The sequence below is a fragment of the Thermosynechococcus sp. QS41 genome (genome assembly GCF_031583515.1).
Classification (GTDB): domain Bacteria; phylum Cyanobacteriota; class Cyanobacteriia; order Thermosynechococcales; family Thermosynechococcaceae; genus Thermosynechococcus.
Map to the genome: position 1 here is coordinate 1,508,899 of NZ_CP134181.1, position 16,647 is coordinate 1,525,545.

Below are 16,647 nucleotides of genomic sequence, written 5' to 3' on the forward strand. Positions count from 1 at the left end.
GCAAACAACTAAAGACTTAGGAGCGTTCGAGGTATCGCACCGTCACTGAGTAAATCGCATAGCCCATACAGTAGCCTGCTAACACATCACTCACCCAGTGGGCACCCACATAAACAGAGCTGATGCCCATTAAAATCATCAGGGCGATCGCGACTCCATAGCTCAATCCTCTCAAGGTTGGTCGCTTCTTAGAAAGGAAATAGCTCCAGAGGAAGTACAGCAGAAGATTCCCTGCTGCATGCCCACTGGGAAAACTATGCCCGCTCAAGTGCAAGACCAGTGGATTATCGGGTCGAGCGACATCAAAGAACGGTTTGAGCACCCGATCAATGAGAATCAGGATGAACAGCGTCGAGAACGCGATCGCCCTCACCTCGTGCCAGCGGCGATGTCTCCCTAAAATCACGAGGGAAATAAACACCAAACTGCCAGCAACGGGGGCATTGCCCGAAAAATAGGACAATTTTGCAACAGGAGCAAACTCACGCGGTAAAACGGTTCGGACAATCTCGGACAAAGCAATATCCCACTGTTGGCCAAGTCCACTGAACACTAGGAAACAAATGCCTAAGAAGCAACCGCAAACACAAATAAGTGGAATTTGGAATGTTGCAGGGGGCTGGGGTGTTGTCTTTTGGTAAACACTCGTCTGGCGAAATGCGCTGAGGGGCATAGCTCACAACGACAGTTCTAGGGGAAACTCGTGTTTAAGAGAACATTATTTACAGATTAAGGGATTATAACCTCGCCCCACCCCCCTACAGCCCTTGGCTGATCCCAGTCTCAGCAACGTCAAGAATATATTTTTATCAATGAATAAACCATTGCTGGGTCTGTTGACTAGGATAGTCACTAGAATAAAAGGAGCTTTCCCTAGAACATTGGCATGTTGTTGACTCCTCCTTTGTTTGCTTGGCTGGATGGTCTCTGGGATGGGGTATTCTCCACCCAGGGGATCATGATCATGCTGCTGATGGGCTACGCAGGGGCGATGTGGCTCTTTTTGTCCAGTGCCCCCAAGGTCTATACGATCATGGTCTCGGATTTGGAGCACGCGCGGCAGTTCTACGAGCAGGAGTTGCATTTGCCGATCGCTGATGTACCGCTGCACTACTACTACAACTATGAGCAAACCCTTGGCGTGGCTTCGATGGATCCGCTCTATGTGCCCTCGGCCTTGAGCTACAGCAGCCCCAAGCGCCCCAGCCCTAGTGATGGGTTGTGGTACCAACTCAAGAAAAATACCCAACTGCATGTCATTAGTGGTGCCAGCAAGGGGGAACGCCACCGTCAGCGCCATGTCTGCTTTGACCGTGAGTGCCTCGAACTCCTATTGCTGCGGATTCAACGGCGGCAGTTGCGCTACAAAATGCGCAGCGATCGCCCCCTCAATTTCCTTGTCAAGGACTACGACGGCACCGTGATTGAAATGGCAGAAATTTCGGCGCGGCCATGACAGACCTCCAAGAACTCCCTAGTCGTGGTCATCTCTTGACGGAGCAGATCAATCCCGCCAGCCAGAATCTGGATCAGCTCACTCCCTTGGAACTAGTTGATCTGTTTAATCAGGAAGATGCCCAAACGCTGCGGGCGATCGCCCAAGCCCGCGAGGCCTTAGCCCAAACCATTACCGCCACAGCAGCCCGCCTCCGCCAAGGGGGACGCCTCTTCTACGTTGGTGCCGGCACCAGTGGTCGCTTGGGGGTTTTGGATGCTGCGGAATGTCCACCCACCTTTTGTACACCGCCCCATTTGGTTCAAGGCATTCTGGCCGGCGGTGAGGCTGCCCTTGTGCGCAGTTCCGAAGGCCTTGAGGATCGCTACGAAGATGGCGCTGCCGTGGTGGGCGATCGCCAGATTACTGCCCAAGATGTGGTGATGGGTATTACCGCTGGCGGAACCACTCCCTATGTTCATGGGGCACTGGATGCAGCGCAAGCAGTAGGGGCACTTACGGTCTTTATGGCCTGTGTTCCCTCGGATCAGGTACAGCGGGCTGCCGACATTGACATTCGCCTACTGGTGGGGCCTGAACTCCTTGCTGGATCCACCCGTTTGAAAGCCGGTACTGCCACAAAAATGGCACTGAATATCATTTCCACGGGGGTGATGGTGCAGTTGGGCAAAGTCTATGGCAACCGTATGGTGGATGTAGCCGTCAGCAACCGTAAGCTCTTGGATCGTGCCCTGCGGATTCTCACGGATCTCACGGGGATTGATCGCGCAGCAGCAGCGGATCTTCTTGAACGCAGTGGCTACCAAGTGAAGCGTGCCCTGCTCATGTACTGGACAGGACTGGATGCCCTTGCCGCTCAAGCTCTACTCGATCAACACAATGGCCAACTGCACGCGGCCAAAAGTGCTGCCCTGAACCCCTAGATGCCCACTTTGAAGCCAAGACCGCGATTATTGCGGGGTTCCTCAAACTGCCTGTACACCTTTGGATCGGGGCGAGTAGGCACAGGCGAAATCTCTAGGCTGTTTTCAATCTCTGCCATATTACTCGCAGGTGGGACAGCATTGGGGTTTGCCGCAGGATCGGGGGCTGATTGCAGTGCCGATCGCAACTCGGGGCTAACTTGAATCGTGCCAATGGTAGCGGAATTAGCAAAGACAGGTACAGCAGGCAGCATACTGGCAATTACTATCCAAGGGATTGAGGAGAAACGCATAGTAAAGAATCCTCAAAGGGGTTAGAAATTAAGCACTTAAGAACCCCTAACTGCGTTGGGAGTATTCTCTATGTTTTCTATTCTAGGGCAGCCACCTCTCCCTTGGTTGCCGCAAGGGATCCCTTCTGTGGTGGCAAGATAACAATAGGACGGAGAGAGAGGGATTCGAACCCTCGGTGAGTTGCCCCACACAGCATTTCCAGTGCTGCGCCTTCGACCACTCGGCCATCTCTCCACGTTTAGGCAGTTCTACTATCCTATCAGAAGTCCTGTGTCTCTGCTGCATCCCATTGCCCAAGCCAGTTTTGCCATCATTGATCGCGAGATCGGTCCTCACCCTTTTGATGCCCCAAGCTATGCGATTTTGCGGCGAATTATCCACAGCACGGCAGATTTTGAGTTTAAGAACCTGCTGGAGATTTCGCCGGGGGCGATCGCCCACATGACACAAGCCCTGCGCTCAGGTGTGCCGATTATTACCGATGTGGCCATGGTCAGGGTCGGCATTCAAACCATGGTCAGCCGTACCTTTCAGAATCCAATTATTACCGCCCTCGACGATGGCAGCCACACTGCCCCCGGTCAAACCCGCAGCGAAGCAGGGATGATCCGCGCTTGGCAACAGTGGCCCGATGCCCTGTTTGTGGTTGGGAATGCGCCAACGGCGCTCCTTGCCCTGTGCGATCGCCTGCAACAAACCCGTGTACCGCCGGCGGGGGTCATTGGTGTCCCCGTTGGCTTTGTCAATGTTGTAGAGTCAAAAGCAGCCCTTGCCCAACTGCCCGTGCCTCAAATTCGCGTTGCCGGTCGCAAGGGGGGATCGCCTGTGGCGGCAGCGATTGTGAATGCCCTGCTGGAGTTGGCCGATAGCAAGGAGTCAGTGTGACCCCGATTCATGTGGTGGGCATTGGCCTAGAGGGGCTGGCAGGGTTGGGGGAAACAGTTCAGGAAATTATTCGCACAGCGACGCTTTTGGTGGGGAGCGATCGCCATCTTCAGTTGATTCCCCATGGAGACGCCCGCCGCTTGTCTCTACGAGACTTTAACGCCAGTTTCAAGGCGATTCAAACCCACTTGGCAACAACCCCGAACCCCCAAGTGGTCATTCTCACCAGTGGCGATCCCCTGTTTTACGGGCTGGGACGCTGGCTGCTCGAAGTCTTTACTCCCGATCAGTTGACGTTTCATCCCCACCTCAGTGCGGTGCAGTTGGCCTTTAGTCGGCTCAAGCTCCCTTGGCAGGATGCCGTGATCTACAGTGCCCATGGTCGCGATTTAGCGGGGTTGGTGCCGCTGTTGCAGCGGGGGGTGGAGAAAATTGCCATCTATACCGATGGTGAGGCTAATATTGCTGCCATTAGCCGCTTATACCAAGCATTGCACCTGCCTGTGTCCTATCGGGCGTGGGTGTGTCAGGCCTTGGGTAGTGCAGACGAAGCCATTCTGCCGTGGGACTTAGCCCAACCAGTGACAATGCTTCCGCCGGTACATCCGCTGAATTTGGTGGTGCTCCTGCGTCAACCCCAGCACCTACCCCCTCGGGAACAGCCCGTTTTTGGCCTAGGGGATGATCAATTTTTCACCTTTGGCGATCGCCCCAGCTTGATGACAAAGCGGGAAGTGCGGGTATTGGCCTTGGCGGAACTTGCCCTCACCGGCACTATCGAAACCGTTTGGGATGTGGGCGCCGGCACCGGCAGTGTCGCTGTGGAAATCGCCCGCCTTGCCCCCCAAGCCACCATCTATGCGATCGAGAAAACGGCGATTGGCTTTCAACTGATTGAGCGCAACCGCAAGGCTTTTGGTTTGACCAATCTGATCCCAATCCAAGGAGCAGCACCCCAGAGCCTCAGTGGCTTGCCGCAACCGGATCGCGTGTTTATTGGCGGCAGTGGTGCCCAATTACTGGCCAATCTCGACTATTGTTGGTCACACTTGAAAGCTGGCGGCCGGTTGGTGCTGGCGATCGCCACCCTCGAACACCAAGGCCAAGTTCTCCACTGGTGTCAAACCCAGCAAATCAGCCCGCAAGTGCTACACGTGCAACTCAGCCGCTCCGTTCCCTTGGGTCAAGGCCACCGCCTCCATCCCCTCAATCCAGTCACCCTCATCACCCTGAGTCAGGGGTAAAAATAGCCATCGGGATAAACCGTGGTGCGATCGCACACCGCAGCCGACAGATCAACACCCGTTGCCCGAAAAAAATTACACCGCTGTACCTGGGCTGCCGTTAAATCTGCCTGCTCTAAATTGGCCTGTTGCAGGTTGGCCCCTTGGAGATTCGCTTGTCGCAAATTGGCATAGCGCAGATCCGCCCCCTGAAGATTAGCGCCTTGCAGGTTTGCCCGTTCCAAATTGGCCGATCGCAGGTTGGTGCGGACAAGGTTGGCTCCTTCAAGATCTGCTGCCGCAAGGTTCGCTTGATACAACTGAGCATCCCCTAATTCACTGTGGCGTAGATTGGTGGCAATCGCTTGAATTCGATTCAACTGGCAATAGGGCAGATAGGCATTCTCCAAATCACTGTCACTAAAATCGGCATCGCTGAGATTGGTGTCAAAAAGGCTCAGACCCGTCAGATCGCTGCCCCGAAAATCTCGTTCCCCCGCTGCATAGGCTGCCAATAGTTCCTCATTGCTGAATTTGGCCATAATGGTATAAAGAGCGTTGTACTGTGACTAAGTATTTCTACCTAAACCTTTTTGACTGTAGGGGGATTTATTGAGGAAGTTCATTTTATTTAATGGTTTCTTAACTTGGTGAGGCACCACAATGGGGTTTCAACCGCTTTCCTTGGCACAGCATTACCACGAACGCACCAAGTACGCCCCTGAGACCTTAGCCCAACAGGCAGCACCGCTCGATTTTAGTCGCCAGCCCAGTCCCTTCAAAACCTATCCTCTTGGTCAGTCCTTCTCCCTCAAGCCGTTTTTAGAACCTGAGCAGGGGGCAGCCCACCCCCACTGGCAGCGACTCTCACGGTTGTTGTACTGTACCTATGGCATTACTGGGGTGGTTCCCTATCCCGATCAGCCCTTTTATATGCGGGCAGCACCTTCTGCCGGGGGGCTATATCCAGCGGAAATCTATCTCCTCACTCGCAACGACACCGCCATTCCCGCTGGCATTTATAACTACCAAGTGAAAGACCATGCCCTTGTGCAGGTGTGGCAAAGCTATTCTTGGTCAGCCCTACAGGCCGCTTGTCTTTGGCATCCAGCGCTAGAAAGGACGCACATTGCGCTGATCGTGACAGCCGTCTTTTACCGTTCCGCTTGGCGTTATGGCGATCGCGCCTATCGCCGCATTTGCCTCGACATTGGGCACCTCTTGGGGAATGTGGAACTGGCCGCCAATATCAATGACTTTCGCGCTCACTTCATTGGTGGTTTTGTGGATGCCCAAATGAATGAACTGCTTTACCTTGATCCAGAACAGGAGGGGGTGTTGGCGGTGGTTGCCCTTGCCAATTTACTCGAAGTGGGTGAAAACTTGTCCACGTTCCCCGCAGTGTTGGCCTCTGCCACCTGCTATGACTATGGGGCGATCGCCAGTGGCGAGCTACTGAAGGCTTACCATCGTGCCAGTGCCCTCACCAATAGTGACATGATCTACGGCATGGCCAAAGAGACTCCCAGCCCCCCTGCCAAGGAGCCTACTGAACCCCCTGCTAGTAAATACAACTTTCCCTTTGGTCTGCGGGTGAGTCTCAGCAAAACCATCATTGACTGGGAAACCAATCTAGCCGCTCTCCAGCAAACCATTCTGCAGCGGCGCTCGACTCGTCAGTACAGTGGCCAAGGGATTGAAGTGGATCAACTGGCTGCCCTGCTCACCTTTGCCTACCATCCTCAGGACTACCGCGATCAAGGCCTAGATGAAGCCCCTAGTTTCTTTGACCCGACATTGGTGGAAACCTTTATTGCCGTGACGCGGGTCAAGGATCTAGAGGAGGGCTGCTACTACTATGCTGTGGCCGAGCATGAGTTACGCCAGATTCGCTTCAAGAACTTTCAAGAGCAGTTGCATTTCCTCTGCCTCAATCAAGATCTCGGTCGCGATGCCGCTGTGGTGATTTTCCATACCGCCAATCTGGAGCGGGCGATCGCTCGCTATGGGGAACGGGCTTATCGCTACCTCCACATGGATGCTGGCCACCTTGGACAGCGGATCAATTTGGCTGCCACCGCTTTGGGGCTAGGGGTCAGTGGCATTGGCGGTTTCTTTGATGATCAGGTCAACGATCTCTTGGGCATTCCCCCGCAAGAAGCGGTTCTGTACATTACCACCGTTGGCAAAGCAGCGTGACCCTCACCACCCGTGGCCACTACAGTATCAAGGCTCTATTGGACTTGAGTTTGTTACCCAACTATGGGCCTGCCTCCGTGCGCGCCATTGCTGAGCGGCAAAAGATTCCTGCCCCCTATCTGGAAAAACTCTTGATTGAATTGCGGCGGGCTGGCTTGGTGCGATCGCTGCGAGGCGTCTATGGGGGCTATCAACTGGCTCGTCCGCCGGCCGCCATTTCCCTGCGGGATATCCTTACTGCCGTTGGTGAATCGCCGACCCCCCTGTTTTTGCATCCTCCCCAACCGGAAGATGGCACAGCGGATTGGGTGACCTTGAGTCTCTGGCAACGACTCCACCAAAAACTTCAGGATGCCTTGGCCAGTATCTCCCTTGAGGATTTATACTTTGATGCCCGTAGTTGGCAAGCGGCTCAAGGGGATGGGGCAACGTTTGTCGTCTAGGCGATCTAGGCTAAGGGCATCCCAGAGTGGGGGGAGACACCCATGTCAGCACCAACCTACCCCAAAGCATGGCTGATCATTCGCGAACGTGGTTTGCCGAAACGGGAAGTTATTCTCAGTCCCGATCGCCAGTGGACGATTGGTCGCCAACTGGATTGCAATATTCTCCTCAAAGATACCTACGTCTCGCGAGTGCATGCCGTCATCAACGCCTTTCTCTTTAAGGGGCAGCCCCTCTATTTCATTAGTGATTACCACAGTCGCAATGGCACGCTCCTCAATGGCCTGCCAATTCAGCACAGCACCCTCCTCCACCATGAAGATGTCATTTGTGTGGGTACCACCCTCATTGTTTTTTACTATCCAGACATGTTTAAGGAGATTTCCCTCGATGAGCGCCCCAAACTGAGCAAACGTTCAACCGGCAGTCTGCCTTGGGTTGGCTAGGGGTTTGACAGCCACAGGGGATAAATTTTATGATGAAAAATTGTTGAGTTTGCACGGAACAGGTTTTCCAAGAGGCACGCATCCCCTCACCTGCACGGCAAGGAGTTTTTTAGTTTCTATGGCATACGCAATCATTGAGACCGGTGGCAAGCAACTGCGCGTTGAAGCCGGGCGCTTTTACGATGTGGAGCGGCTCCCCGTCGAGCCAGAGGGCACAATTGATCTAGAACGGGTGTTGCTGGTGCAAACCGATAGCCAAGTCCACGTGGGTCAACCCTACGTTAGCGGTGCGGTTGTCTCTGGTACGGTGATGGGGCACCGTCGCGGCCCCAAGGTGATTGTCTATAAGATGCGCCCGAAAAAGAAAACCCGCAAAAAACAAGGCCACCGCCAAGAACTGACCCGCATCATGATCAACGAGATTCGTCTTAACGGTGAATCCCTAGGAGGTTAACATGGCACACAAGAAAGGAACAGGTAGTACCCGCAACGGTCGTGACTCCAATGCCCAGCGTCTGGGTGTCAAGCGCTTTGGTGGTGAAGTGGTTAAGGCCGGTCACATTCTTGTACGGCAGCGGGGGACAAAGTTTCACCCCGGCGCCAATGTCGGTCGCGGCAGTGACGATACTCTTTTTGCCACGATCGCGGGTGTGGTCACCTTTGAGCGCTATGGCAAAAATCGCAAGCGCGTGAGTGTCTATCCCCTAGCCGAGGGCTAAAACCACTCCTCGATAAACATTCAAAAATCATCTAATTGGGTCAATCCTCTGGGTTGGCCTTTTTTGTTGTCTTAGGCAATGACTCTCCTAAGGAAGTGTTGACCCGATTATTGTAAATTTCTATGAACAGCTTGCTTTAAGGTCGAGAAATTGTTAAATTAGATACAGAAATAAATCGTTCATCTCTCGCAGGACATCAGTAAACGCTTTTCAGACTGAGTTTAATTGTCAGCGTTGTACCTTCGCGAGGGACGGAAGTAGGGAAACAGATCCCGAAGGAACGCGCCTCAGCCAGTCCACCTTGTAATAAAAATGGGGCGAAAATTATGACGACTCTTACTTATCGCGGCGTTCAATACAACTACGTTCCTCCAGCGATCAACACCCAAGCAACGGATGTCGTGGCCAAGTATCGCGGTAGCACCTATCGTGTGGCTGCTCCGACAAATCCACCGGAAGACTCCTTAAAAATCATGACCTATCGGGGTGTCAAGTATCAAAAAGGTAAACAGCCCGCTGGTGTTCCCGCTGCGCGCTTGGCCGATAATGTGGCTTCTGTGCCCATGACAGCAACGGTTAACGAAATGGCTCGCTCCTTGGCGATGGCACATCATGTGATGATTAAAAGCCGTGAACAAACCCTCCTTGCCCGGATGGCAGAAGCAATCGGCATGCCGGTGACGGCAGCCCACTACTGGAACCAAATCCAAGGGAAAATTAACCCCGTCTTTGGTGCCACCTACGATCGCTCCCCTGTGGCGCTGAGCTAAGGCAGCAATGACACTGGGTTGAAGTGTTGAGTTGAGTCAGTAGGAAAATAACGAGGGAGTCAGGTCATTCTTGGCTCCCTTTTGCTGTGGGCATTAACCCCGCCGATCCCAGGGCCCCCAAATGGCAAAGGTCATCCCCGGATGGTAGAGATTGACAAACATGGTTTGGCCGTCGGGTGAGAAGCAAACCCCCGCCAGTTCTTGATCATTGAGGGCATTGCGCGCAAAGGTGTATAGCTCTCCTTGGGGGGTGATACCAATGAGGCGATTAATGGCATCGTCGCCATCTTCGCAGCAAATGAGGTCTCCCCAAGGGGCCATCGTCAAGTTATCGGGATAATCAAGAACCTCTTTGCCGGGGGACTCGACAAACAGCTCAATCGTGCCACCATCTGCTGCGGTGCGACCGGGGCGGTATCGCCAGATTTGGCCTAGCCGCTTTTCACCACCACTGGTGGCTGTAAAGTAAAATTCGCCATTGTGGTAGCAGAGGCCTTCACCGCGTACAAATTGGGCTGCCCCTTTGTCGTAGCCCTCATAGCGCACGGTGTCGAGGGGGGGGTCAGGCTGGGTGATATTTACCCATTCCACTTCAAAGGGTTTGCGCAGGGGAAAATCCTGACCGGTGTTAATTTTCGGGTAGCGTTTGATTTTCAAGGCTTGGAGTTGGCCGCCAGCAGCAAGGTTGGTGGGTTCCTTGGGAATAAAGCGATAAAAGAGACTATCGCCGCGATCCTCTGTTTGATAGACGATATGCGTTTGCGGGTCGATGGCGATCGCCTCATGTTGAAAGCGCCCCATTGCCTTGAGGGGAACTGGCGTCACGGGGCCTTGGGCACTGATCGGTACTTCAAAGTTGTAGCCGTGGCGTTTTTGCACCGGACCGCGGTTGGCAGGATGTTCGGGCGTGGAAATGGTTTCCTCGCAGCTAATCCAACTGCCCCAAAGGGTTTTGCCGCCACCACAATTGCGCGAGGTACCGGCCAAAGAAACGTAATGCTTGAGGAGTTGCCGATCTTTGCTCACCACGAGTGTAGTGGTGCCGCCGGGGGCAATGGGGTCATACATCCGCTCCTTGGGAGCCACCACCCCCTGAAAGGCACGGGGTAGCCCCGGATGCATCTCATGGTTGCGCACAAGGATGGTCGTGCCATCGGGGCCGGGGAAGGCGGCCATGCCATCATGGAGCGTCGGGACGGGGGTACCATCACTCAGGCGATCGCCCAGCTTGGAAAATACCCGATACTGAAAGCCTGCCGGCAAATCCAACAGGCCATTGGGATCCTTCACCAAGGGGCCAAATCCGCGTGTGGTCAGCAGTTCACCTTGGGCGGCCCGTTGATAGAGAAGCTGTAATCCTTGGGGAAACAGTGCTGCCCCCATACCGGCGGCGGCAAGGGTGAGGAAGCGACGACGTTGCAAACCCATAAAAAACCCATGTAAACTGCACAACCAACGGCTAAAAGCCGACCCCTATTGTCTTACTGCAAACTTAGGAAGTTATTCAAGGGCGTTTTGTGGCCGATTGCAGATCGCTTGCTAAAATAAAGTCATAATGAGTTTGGATAAGTCAATGCGAGTGATCGATTTGCCCCTCAATGCCATTCGTCGTCCCCTGATGCGGCAAACGGATCCTGCAAAAGTCGCAGCCTTGATGGCCTCCATTGTGGAAATTGGCCAGCAGGAACCCATTGATGTCCTTGAAGTCGAAGGGCAGTACTATGGCTTTTCGGGGTGTCATCGCTACGAAGCCTGTCAACGGCTCGGACTGCCGACGATTCGGGCACGAGTCCGCCGGGCGCCCCGTTCGGTACTGAAGCTGCACCTTGCCTAGGCATCTTGTCAGATTCGCCTCAGTGTGGGATTCTAGCCAATTAGCCCCTCTAGGACAGCGATCGTGACCGGTGTACGCCTTGAACAACTGACCAAGGTCTATCGCGACCCCCAGCGCGGGCATGATGTCACGGTGCTGCAAGGGATTGATCTGAGGGTCGGTGCGGGCGAGTTTTTGGTGCTGGTGGGGCCTTCGGGGTGTGGCAAAAGTACCCTGCTGCGGCTGATTGCGGGTTTGGATGAACCAACCACGGGCACAATTTGGGTGGGCGATCGCGTGGTCAATGGTTTACCGCCCAAAGCGCGGGACATTGCCATGGTCTTTCAAAGCTATGCTCTTTATCCCCACTTGACGGTCTATGACAACTTGGCCTTTGGCTTGCGCCGTAACACCCAGATGAATGGCCTCCTCCCCGCCCCCATTGAAGCAACTTTGACGCGCTGGACGCGATCGCTCCCCAAGGGGATGCAACTGTCTTTTCCCCGCGAACGCATGATTCACCAGCGGGTGATGCAGATTGCGCAGATGTTGCAAATTGGTCACTTGCTCTATCGCTATCCCAAACAACTGTCCGGTGGTCAGAAGCAGCGGGTGGCCCTCGGACGAGCCATGGCCCGCAATCCCCAAGTGTTTTTGATGGATGAACCGCTTTCAAACCTTGATGCCAAGCTGCGCACCGAAACCCGCGCTCAAATTGTCCAACTGCAGCAGCAATTGGGCATCACAACCATTTATGTGACCCATGATCAAACGGAAGCAATGACGATGGGCGATCGCATTGTGGTGCTGCACCAAGGTCAAATCCAACAAATTGCCAGCCCCCTCGACCTGTATCAACGCCCTGCCAATCGCTTTGTCGCTGAGTTTATTGGCTCACCGCCAATGAATTTCTTAGCCGTGACCCTCAACCAAGGGAAGATTCAGTACCACCATTGGCAGTTGTCCTTGAACCCGCCCTTCCCCTCGACAGCGAAGGCATGGTTAGGGATTCGTCCAGAACATTTCGCGCTGGCCACCGCTGAAGAGACCGATGCCCTGCCCGTTCAAGTGGATCTCGTGGAAGCCCTTGGCCATGAAACGGGCTTGACGGTTCACCTCTGTGCGACAGGAGAAACGTTGCGGGTGCGCTTACCAGGACAACAGCCGATTCAGCGGGGCGATCGCCTGTATTTGCGTCCTGATCCCCAGCATTTCCACTTCTTTGATGAGCAAACGGGGCAGCGACTAGAACCATGAGCCAACGCCTGCAAGCCCGCCTCGCCATGGCCGGCATTACCCGCAAGAGTCAACTGCGCCGTAAAGGATTTACCCGCCACCAAGCCAATGCCATTTGGTCAGGGGAGCTGCGTCGCTTGCGCCTAGAGACCCTCGAACACCTTGCCCAGGTTCTGGGGGTGACGCCCTTGGAGTTTTGGCAGTGGTTTTATGGTGAAGCGTCCCCTGAGGCTGCCCTGCAACACCAAGCTCTTCAGATTCTGGAGCCGTTTCTGCGTTTCTGGCCCACTGCCGCCTACGCCGCTAGCCAAAACCCCACCGCCCCCGCCCAGAGAATTTTGCCCCTTGTGAAGCCGGTGTTTCAACTCCTCGAGCAGTGGGGGATTCGGTTGATTGGTGAGGTTGGAGCCTGTGTTCCCTTTGATCCGCACCAGCACCAGAGCGATCGCGTGCCCTTAGAGGAAGGCACCCCTGTGCGCATTACCCATGCGGGCTATTGGTGGGGCGATCGCCTGCTCTTTCGGGCGGTGGTGACGCCAGTAGATACTCTTGGACAATCTGCCCCCTCAGCACATGCTCCTGAATCACCCGCTCAATAACTGCTGGCGTTGCCGAGTGATACCAGACGCCATCGGGATAGACCACTAAAATGGGGCCCTGTTGACACACCCGTAGGCAATTGGCCTTTGTGCGAAAAATACAGCCCTCTGGGCGCGGTTGATCCAAGCCCAATTCCTTGAGGCGTTTTTTCAAATACTCCCATGCTTCTAAACCCACTGCCTTGTCACAGCACAGGGGTTTGGTTTGATCAGCACATAGGAATAGATGCCGCTGAATGTGATCAATGCCGAGAGCTGCTACTTGCTGCGCTAACGAAGGAGATGTCATAGTTGGCTTTTTCTAATCTGCAACAAGGGTTTCTGGTGTTGGTAGCACCATTGAGGACGTGGGGGAGGGTTGACGCCGATTCCATTCAATGTCGGGCATTTCCTCAAAAGCTCGCCGCAGGGAGGCCTCCCAGAACTGCCGCACCTTCGACAAAAAAGGATCACCCAAGACAAATTCGGCGCGGTGACAGATCTGAAAGCTATCGGTGCGGTACATGATCAGGTCAAGGGGAGGGCCGACGGAGATATTGGATTTCATCGTTGAATCAAGGGAGAGCAGTGCATACTTTGCCGCCGCATCTACCGGCGTATCGAAGCGCAACGTGCGGTCTAAAATCGGCTTGCCATATTTTGTTTCACCAATTTGAAGAAAGGGAGTTTCGGGGGTCGCTTGCAGAAAGTTGCCCTGACTGTAGATCAGGTAGAGGTAGGGTTCCTCGCCACGAATTTGCCCCCCCACCAGAAAGGTGCATTGGTAGTCAATGTTATCTTTGGCCAACCAAGGGCGATGACTATCGGTGACCTCCCGCAGCTTACCACCGACATAGCGGGCTACCTCGTACATATTGGGCAGCGAGTTGAGACTGTGCTCCAACTGACCCTTGAGATCACGACGAATGAGCGTGAGCACTTCCTGAGTAATTGAAAGGTTACCAGCGGTACAAATGACAATCACCCGCTCCCCCGGCACCGAAAAATCAAAGAGTTTCTGATAGGTGGAAATGTAATCCACCCCCGCATTGGTGCGAGAGTCTGCCGCCATCACCAGACCCGACGTGGTGAGAATTCCCAAGCAATATGTCATTTTGCCTATGCTCCGCCAATAACCAAGCACTATAGAGTGTATAAGGGATTTGCAGCGATCGCTACGGACGCTGGGCATTGGAAATTGACCTGATCATCCGATAGGGTAGGGTTCGGTGTCACAGCGAAGTTTGCAGCGATGTCAGCCATTCTAGAAACCCTTGCCCTGATTCTCCTGCTGGGATTCTTTGGGGGTCAGTTGGCACGGCGACTAGGGGCACCGGCCTTGATCGGCATGATTCTCGTGGGGATTGTCCTCGGGCCTGCAGCCTTGAATCTGTTGCAAACCGATGTCCTAACGGCAGCCCCCACCTTCCGTACTGTTGCGGTGATGGTGATTTTGATGAAGGCGGGGCTGGGCTTGGATCGTCAGAAGTTGGCACAACAGGGCACGGTGGCGCTACGCCTCGGGGTATTACCCGCACTGTGTGAAATGGTCGTTGTGGCTGGGGTGGCGATGCTGCTACTGGGATTTGATTTGCGCCAAGGGCTATTGTTGGGGGCGATCGTGGCACCGGAGTCCCCGGCTGTCATTGTGCCGGGCATGCTACGGCTAAAAAGTTTGGGCTGGGGCGTGGACAAGGGGATTAGTGATGCGATTCTCTCGGGCAGTGCTATTTCCGATGTAGTCATACTGGTGCTGTTTAGTCTGCTGATGGGGTCTGAGCATAAGGGAGGATTCCTAGGGGCTTTGCCGCCCGCCTTGGGGGTGAGTGTGCAGGCACTCCTTGAAATTGGTGGTGGCTTGATCGTGGGCTATGGCTTGGCCTGGGCGCTGGTCTTTTTGTTGGTCAAGCAAAACTGGAGTCAAAATCGGGTGCAAACAACCCTCGTGGCAGCAGCAGTGGCCTTGGGAGCGGTGGGCTTGGCCGATCGCCTGCCCTTGTTTTCCGGCTACCTTGCGGTGATGAGTGCCGGCTTCTTCTTGATTGAGATGGATGCCCCCCTAGCGCGGCAATTGCGGGGCGGCTTTGATGTGCTGTGGCAGGTGGCAGAGATTTTTCTCTTCGTGCTGTTGGGTGCCAGTGTCCAGTTAGGGGTGTTGCAAAGTTCCCTCGGTGTGGGTTTGGTGATTTTGGCGGTGGGTACCTTGATTGGGCGGGGCATCGGTTGGTATCTTTCCACCCTTGGCAGTCATTGGACACTCTCCGAACGCCTCTTTTTGCTGCCGGGGAATTCCGCAAAGGCAACGGTGCAAGCGGCGATCGGTGCTTTACCCTTATCCGCTGGGGTGGCGGGGGGTGAAACGATGCTGGCGATCGCGGTTCTCTCGATCCTGATTACGGCTCCCTTGGGGGCATGGGCAATTCCCACGTTTGCACCAAAGCTCCTGCAAAAGGGCGAGGTGGATGCCACCAAAGTTCTGCTGCAACCACGGGTTGTGCTCTTAGCACCGGTGGATGTTTCGAGTGTCACCCCCTACGTTCTCCAAAAGACGGCGGAATTAGCGCGGCGTGCTGATGCGGAAGTGATTGTGCTCCATGTGCAGGATGTTCCTGATCCCAAGGCAGTGGCCACACTCCAAGCCCAAGTCAAGCAGTACCTCGCAGACATTCGCTATCGTTTCATTGTGACCGCTGGCCCAATTCCCCAAGCCATTTTGGATACGGCAACCCTCTACAACGTGACCGAAATTATCCTTGGCAAACATGGTCAAGGGGGTCTGAAGCGCGTGCTCATGGGATCTGTGTGCCAGAGTATTCTTGAGACCTCAACCCGACCCGTGCTGATTGTGGAGGAACCCCGCTCGTGATCCCTATGCATCCCCGATTGCGACCGGCCTTAGCTGTCAGTTTGGGTGCGATTCCGGGGGCCTTAAGCCGCTTTTTACTAGAGGCCTATTTGGAACCCTATCTTACGGGTAATGTGCCCTTTGCTACGCTCGTCGTCAATGTCACGGGTTGCTTTCTGCTGGGGGTGATTGCTCCCCTTGCCTTTGCCCGCACCTTTGTCCTGCATCCCGATTTGCGCTTGCTATTGACAACGGGGTTTATTGGTTCCTACACAACCTTTTCATCCTACGAGTTGGATAACGACAAGCTCTTGGGAATCACAGATGCGGCAGTCGAGGGTTTTTACTGGCTCGGCAGTACAGGGCTGGGATTATTAGCACTGGAGTTGGGCAGCCGCCTAACGCTGCGGAGTCTAGCCCATTGGGAGAAGTGGGATGATCGCACCTGAGAGTGTATTGGCCATTGCCATTGGAGCGGTGCCCGGTGCCTTGGCCAGATATTATGTGGGTCTGTGGAGCGATCGCCGCTTTGGCACCCTTGTCTTCGGTACCCTGAGCGTGAATCTCATGGGTGCCTTTCTTATGGGCTTTTTGAGCCATATTTTAGTCCGTTGGGAAGCACCGCTGTGGCTCAGCCATGGCATCACCGTCGGTTTTTTGGGATCTTTGACCACCTTTTCTACGTTTACCCTCGAGGTATCGAACCTGCGCCGTGAAGGCTACCCCCGCATTGCGTGGCTGTACTGGCTGAGTACGCCTATCCTCGGGTTTCTCTGTGTGGAAGCCGGCATTGGCCTCTCCCATTGGATGTAGATC

At 54.6% G+C, this 16,647-nt stretch carries 22 protein-coding genes, 1 tRNA gene and 1 riboswitch; of the genes, 16 read left to right on the forward strand and 7 right to left on the reverse strand.

The features are described from left to right. Window positions 1–16: 16 nt before the first annotated feature. On the reverse strand, window positions 17–553 hold the full coding sequence (locus RHJ80_RS07385) for a phosphatase PAP2 family protein (RefSeq protein WP_310800678.1): 537 nt from the start codon (window positions 551–553) through the stop codon (window positions 17–19). A gap of 333 nt (window positions 554–886) precedes the next feature. Here RHJ80_RS07385 and RHJ80_RS07390 point away from each other — a divergent pair, with 333 nt between their 5' ends. Together RHJ80_RS07390 and murQ are read left to right on the forward strand one after the other, a co-directional pair. Continuing rightward, on the forward strand, window positions 887–1,456 hold the full coding sequence (locus tag RHJ80_RS07390) for a glyoxalase-like domain protein (RefSeq protein WP_206199608.1): 570 nt from the start codon (window positions 887–889) through the stop codon (window positions 1,454–1,456). Beyond that, the gene (gene murQ / locus RHJ80_RS07395; RefSeq protein WP_310800679.1) at window positions 1,453–2,379 is read left to right on the forward strand and encodes an N-acetylmuramic acid 6-phosphate etherase; all 927 of its coding nucleotides are present in this window, start codon (window positions 1,453–1,455) and stop codon (window positions 2,377–2,379) included. The genes RHJ80_RS07390 and murQ overlap by 4 nt, the downstream gene beginning before the upstream one ends. Here the strand turns inward: murQ and RHJ80_RS07400 are convergent. Together RHJ80_RS07400 and RHJ80_RS07405 are read right to left on the reverse strand one after the other, a co-directional pair. After that, window positions 2,376–2,672, reverse strand: coding sequence for a hypothetical protein (locus tag RHJ80_RS07400; RefSeq protein WP_310800681.1), 297 nt, complete (start codon window positions 2,670–2,672; stop codon window positions 2,376–2,378). The genes murQ and RHJ80_RS07400 overlap by 4 nt on opposite strands. A 150-nt stretch (window positions 2,673–2,822) precedes the next feature. Next, window positions 2,823–2,907, reverse strand: a tRNA-Ser gene (locus RHJ80_RS07405). A gap of 36 nt (window positions 2,908–2,943) precedes the next feature. On the opposite strand from RHJ80_RS07405, the gene RHJ80_RS07410 reads away from it, so the two are divergent. Next, window positions 2,944–3,558: a cobalt-precorrin-8X methylmutase gene (locus RHJ80_RS07410; protein WP_302677940.1), complete on the forward strand. Its 615-nt coding sequence runs from the start codon at window positions 2,944–2,946 to the stop codon at window positions 3,556–3,558. Then, on the forward strand, window positions 3,555–4,802 hold the full coding sequence (cbiE, locus tag RHJ80_RS07415) for a precorrin-6y C5,15-methyltransferase (decarboxylating) subunit CbiE (protein ID WP_206199612.1): 1,248 nt from the start codon (window positions 3,555–3,557) through the stop codon (window positions 4,800–4,802). The genes RHJ80_RS07410 and cbiE overlap by 4 nt, the downstream gene beginning before the upstream one ends. On the opposite strand, the gene RHJ80_RS07420 is transcribed toward cbiE, so the two are convergent. Beyond that, window positions 4,793–5,323, reverse strand: a complete 531-nt coding sequence (locus RHJ80_RS07420; RefSeq protein WP_310800682.1) for a pentapeptide repeat-containing protein — start codon at window positions 5,321–5,323, stop codon at window positions 4,793–4,795. The two genes, cbiE and RHJ80_RS07420, sit on opposite strands and share 10 nt — an antisense overlap. A gap of 121 nt (window positions 5,324–5,444) precedes the next feature. Between RHJ80_RS07420 and RHJ80_RS07425 the strand changes: the two genes are divergently transcribed. The 6 genes from RHJ80_RS07425 to RHJ80_RS07450 all read left to right on the forward strand — a co-directional run bounded on the left by RHJ80_RS07425 (window position 5,445) and on the right by RHJ80_RS07450 (window position 9,359). Beyond that, window positions 5,445–6,980 (forward strand): SagB/ThcOx family dehydrogenase, encoded by a 1,536-nt coding sequence (locus tag RHJ80_RS07425; protein ID WP_310800684.1) that lies wholly within the window; start codon window positions 5,445–5,447, stop codon window positions 6,978–6,980. After that, complete coding sequence (locus RHJ80_RS07430) at window positions 6,977–7,423, forward strand: Rrf2 family transcriptional regulator (protein WP_302676304.1); 447 nt, start codon at window positions 6,977–6,979, stop codon at window positions 7,421–7,423. The genes RHJ80_RS07425 and RHJ80_RS07430 overlap by 4 nt, the downstream gene beginning before the upstream one ends. A 42-nt stretch (window positions 7,424–7,465) precedes the next feature. Continuing rightward, entirely contained in the window at window positions 7,466–7,870 is a 405-nt protein-coding gene (locus tag RHJ80_RS07435; RefSeq protein WP_302677943.1) for an FHA domain-containing protein, read from the forward strand. A 118-nt stretch (window positions 7,871–7,988) separates the two neighbouring features. Continuing rightward, window positions 7,989–8,324: a 50S ribosomal protein L21 gene (rplU, locus tag RHJ80_RS07440; RefSeq protein ID WP_206199617.1), complete on the forward strand. Its 336-nt coding sequence runs from the start codon at window positions 7,989–7,991 to the stop codon at window positions 8,322–8,324. Window position 8,325: 1 nt separating this feature from the next. Continuing rightward, window positions 8,326–8,589 (forward strand): 50S ribosomal protein L27, encoded by a 264-nt coding sequence (gene rpmA, locus RHJ80_RS07445; protein WP_206199618.1) that lies wholly within the window; start codon window positions 8,326–8,328, stop codon window positions 8,587–8,589. Between the two features lie 174 nt (window positions 8,590–8,763). Further along, a riboswitch (Glutamine riboswitch) is annotated at window positions 8,764–8,876 on the forward strand. A gap of 39 nt (window positions 8,877–8,915) precedes the next feature. Then, on the forward strand, window positions 8,916–9,359 hold the full coding sequence (locus tag RHJ80_RS07450; protein ID WP_206199619.1) for a DUF4278 domain-containing protein: 444 nt from the start codon (window positions 8,916–8,918) through the stop codon (window positions 9,357–9,359). A gap of 93 nt (window positions 9,360–9,452) precedes the next feature. Here RHJ80_RS07450 and RHJ80_RS07455 read toward each other — a convergent pair whose 3' ends face one another. Continuing rightward, entirely contained in the window at window positions 9,453–10,787 is a 1,335-nt protein-coding gene (locus tag RHJ80_RS07455) for an alkaline phosphatase PhoX (RefSeq protein ID WP_310800686.1), read from the reverse strand. Between the two features lie 145 nt (window positions 10,788–10,932). Between RHJ80_RS07455 and RHJ80_RS07460 the strand changes: the two genes are divergently transcribed. From RHJ80_RS07460 to RHJ80_RS07470, 3 genes are all read left to right on the forward strand, one after another. After that, window positions 10,933–11,193 (forward strand): sulfiredoxin, encoded by a 261-nt coding sequence (locus tag RHJ80_RS07460; protein WP_310800688.1) that lies wholly within the window; start codon window positions 10,933–10,935, stop codon window positions 11,191–11,193. Between the two features lie 63 nt (window positions 11,194–11,256). After that, on the forward strand, window positions 11,257–12,429 hold the full coding sequence (locus tag RHJ80_RS07465) for an ABC transporter ATP-binding protein (protein WP_310800689.1): 1,173 nt from the start codon (window positions 11,257–11,259) through the stop codon (window positions 12,427–12,429). After that, complete coding sequence (locus tag RHJ80_RS07470; RefSeq protein WP_302677945.1) at window positions 12,426–13,007, forward strand: helix-turn-helix domain-containing protein; 582 nt, start codon at window positions 12,426–12,428, stop codon at window positions 13,005–13,007. Before RHJ80_RS07465 ends, RHJ80_RS07470 begins: the two co-directional genes overlap by 4 nt. Here RHJ80_RS07470 and RHJ80_RS07475 read toward each other — a convergent pair. Both RHJ80_RS07475 and RHJ80_RS07480 read right to left on the reverse strand, forming a co-directional pair. Beyond that, the gene (locus RHJ80_RS07475; RefSeq protein ID WP_149820658.1) at window positions 12,889–13,296 is read right to left on the reverse strand and encodes a ferredoxin; all 408 of its coding nucleotides are present in this window, start codon (window positions 13,294–13,296) and stop codon (window positions 12,889–12,891) included. The genes RHJ80_RS07470 and RHJ80_RS07475 overlap by 119 nt on opposite strands. Window positions 13,297–13,308: 12 nt before the next feature. Continuing rightward, the gene (locus RHJ80_RS07480; RefSeq protein WP_190278070.1) at window positions 13,309–14,100 is read right to left on the reverse strand and encodes a proteasome-type protease; all 792 of its coding nucleotides are present in this window, start codon (window positions 14,098–14,100) and stop codon (window positions 13,309–13,311) included. A 138-nt stretch (window positions 14,101–14,238) separates the two neighbouring features. On the opposite strand from RHJ80_RS07480, the gene RHJ80_RS07485 reads away from it, so the two are divergent. From RHJ80_RS07485 to crcB (RHJ80_RS07495), 3 genes are read left to right on the forward strand one after another with little or no spacing between them, the layout of a single operon-like run. Continuing rightward, window positions 14,239–15,852: a cation:proton antiporter gene (locus RHJ80_RS07485; RefSeq protein WP_310743607.1), complete on the forward strand. Its 1,614-nt coding sequence runs from the start codon at window positions 14,239–14,241 to the stop codon at window positions 15,850–15,852. A gap of 5 nt (window positions 15,853–15,857) precedes the next feature. Continuing rightward, a complete protein-coding gene (gene crcB / locus RHJ80_RS07490; RefSeq protein ID WP_206199624.1) occupies window positions 15,858–16,280 on the forward strand; it encodes a fluoride efflux transporter CrcB in 423 nt (140 codons plus the stop codon). Continuing rightward, window positions 16,267–16,644, forward strand: coding sequence for a fluoride efflux transporter CrcB (crcB, locus tag RHJ80_RS07495; RefSeq protein WP_310743608.1), 378 nt, complete (start codon window positions 16,267–16,269; stop codon window positions 16,642–16,644). The genes crcB (RHJ80_RS07490) and crcB (RHJ80_RS07495) overlap by 14 nt, the downstream gene beginning before the upstream one ends. Window positions 16,645–16,647: the final 3 nt, after the last annotated feature.

What these genes read in the sequence shown, in the direction of transcription:
- RHJ80_RS07425 (WP_310800684.1), top strand. Translation starts at nt 5,445, where the DNA reads ATGGGGTTTCAACCGCTTTCCTTGGCACAGCATTACCACGAACGCACC.
- crcB (WP_206199624.1), top strand. Translation starts at nt 15,858, where the DNA reads ATGCATCCCCGATTGCGACCGGCCTTAGCTGTCAGTTTGGGTGCGATT.
- RHJ80_RS07455 (WP_310800686.1), bottom strand. Translation starts at nt 10,787, where the DNA reads ATGGGTTTGCAACGTCGTCGCTTCCTCACCCTTGCCGCCGCCGGTATG.
- RHJ80_RS07450 (WP_206199619.1), top strand. Translation starts at nt 8,916, where the DNA reads ATGACGACTCTTACTTATCGCGGCGTTCAATACAACTACGTTCCTCCA.
- murQ (WP_310800679.1), top strand. Translation starts at nt 1,453, where the DNA reads ATGACAGACCTCCAAGAACTCCCTAGTCGTGGTCATCTCTTGACGGAG.
- RHJ80_RS07480 (WP_190278070.1), bottom strand. Translation starts at nt 14,100, where the DNA reads ATGACATATTGCTTGGGAATTCTCACCACGTCGGGTCTGGTGATGGCG.
- RHJ80_RS07435 (WP_302677943.1), top strand. Translation starts at nt 7,466, where the DNA reads ATGTCAGCACCAACCTACCCCAAAGCATGGCTGATCATTCGCGAACGT.
- RHJ80_RS07460 (WP_310800688.1), top strand. Translation starts at nt 10,933, where the DNA reads ATGCGAGTGATCGATTTGCCCCTCAATGCCATTCGTCGTCCCCTGATG.
- crcB (WP_310743608.1), top strand. Translation starts at nt 16,267, where the DNA reads ATGATCGCACCTGAGAGTGTATTGGCCATTGCCATTGGAGCGGTGCCC.
- RHJ80_RS07420 (WP_310800682.1), bottom strand. Translation starts at nt 5,323, where the DNA reads ATGGCCAAATTCAGCAATGAGGAACTATTGGCAGCCTATGCAGCGGGG.
- RHJ80_RS07400 (WP_310800681.1), bottom strand. Translation starts at nt 2,672, where the DNA reads ATGCGTTTCTCCTCAATCCCTTGGATAGTAATTGCCAGTATGCTGCCT.
- RHJ80_RS07470 (WP_302677945.1), top strand. Translation starts at nt 12,426, where the DNA reads ATGAGCCAACGCCTGCAAGCCCGCCTCGCCATGGCCGGCATTACCCGC.
- RHJ80_RS07485 (WP_310743607.1), top strand. Translation starts at nt 14,239, where the DNA reads ATGTCAGCCATTCTAGAAACCCTTGCCCTGATTCTCCTGCTGGGATTC.
- RHJ80_RS07475 (WP_149820658.1), bottom strand. Translation starts at nt 13,296, where the DNA reads ATGACATCTCCTTCGTTAGCGCAGCAAGTAGCAGCTCTCGGCATTGAT.
- rplU (WP_206199617.1), top strand. Translation starts at nt 7,989, where the DNA reads ATGGCATACGCAATCATTGAGACCGGTGGCAAGCAACTGCGCGTTGAA.
- RHJ80_RS07390 (WP_206199608.1), top strand. Translation starts at nt 887, where the DNA reads ATGTTGTTGACTCCTCCTTTGTTTGCTTGGCTGGATGGTCTCTGGGAT.
- rpmA (WP_206199618.1), top strand. Translation starts at nt 8,326, where the DNA reads ATGGCACACAAGAAAGGAACAGGTAGTACCCGCAACGGTCGTGACTCC.